This is a genomic window from Kitasatospora sp. NPDC093558 (assembly GCF_040683475.1).
Lineage (GTDB): Bacteria > Actinomycetota > Actinomycetes > Streptomycetales > Streptomycetaceae > Kitasatospora.
The window spans coordinates 1-1000 of sequence record NZ_JBFBDY010001429.1; the positions used below are offsets into that span (position 1 = coordinate 1).

Here is a 1000-nt window from a genome sequence, read left to right on the forward strand (position 1 = left end):
CCCAATCGTCGAGCTCGGCACCGGAATTGGTGGGCCGGGTGGTGGACGGGCGGCTGGACATCGTGCTGACCGGGCTCTGCGGGCACCAGAAGGCCCTCGGCGACGAACGGCTGGAGTGGCGGGAGATCGCCGTCGACCCGGTGTTCGCCGTGCTCTCCGAGGACCATCCCCTGGCGCGGGAACGCGAACTGGAACTCGGGCAACTCGAAGGTGAGCGCTGGGCGTTGCCGCCCGGTGGCGGCTGCTTCACGGAGTGCTTCGCGGCCGCCTGCGTGCGGTCGGGCTTCCTGCCCCTGCCGGTCTACGAGGCCGATGCGGCCTCGTGCCTCCACCTCGTCCGGACGGGCCGGGCGGTGTCGCTGTGCCGGGCGACGTTCCCGCCGGCCGACGGGATCGTGACGGTTCCGCTGGATCCGCCGGAGCTGAGCTGGCGCCAGGTGATCGGCTGGGTGCCGTACTCGCTGACGTGGGGACTCGCGGACGAGGTGGTCGGCTACGCCAAGGCGGTGCACGCGGACGCCGCGGCGGCGAATCCGGCGTACGCGGCGTGGCTGCGGCGGAGGGCCCGTCCGACGCCGTGACAGGAGGCGACGCCTCCTCCGGCACGCGCCCCCGCCATCGCACGCCCCTGCCGTCGCACGCCTCCGCCGTCGCGTCGAAGAGGTCCATAACGCCGACACAGGGGGTTTTTGACATGTCCCGAACGTGTGCCTCCGCCAACTACTGTTCCGGCAACCCCCACTCCAAGGAGACCCCAATGCTCCGACTCCGCGCGGCCGTTGCCGCGTGCTCCCTGGCGGCCATCACCGTGGTCGCCGGCATCGCACCGGCAGGCGCCCACACGGACAGGACCGCTATCGCCGCCGCCCTGGCTGCCCCTCAGACCGATGCGGTCCAGCCCTCCGCGCCCATGCTCCAGGCACTCCAGCGCGACCTCGGCCTCACCCCGCAGGAGGCCGGCGCCCGCCTCGCCCACGAGGCCCGCGCCGCCTCGGTGCAG

At 73.2% G+C, this 1000-nt stretch carries 1 protein-coding gene and 1 pseudogene; both read left to right on the forward strand.

The features are described from left to right. Nucleotides 1-581, forward strand: a 581-nt coding sequence (locus tag AB0O00_RS41540; RefSeq protein ID WP_363659839.1) for a LysR substrate-binding domain-containing protein, incomplete at its 5' end; no start/stop codon positions are given. A gap of 176 nt (nt 582-757) precedes the next feature. Next, nucleotides 758-1000: pseudogene (locus AB0O00_RS41545) on the forward strand (S1 family peptidase); the annotation flags it as partial.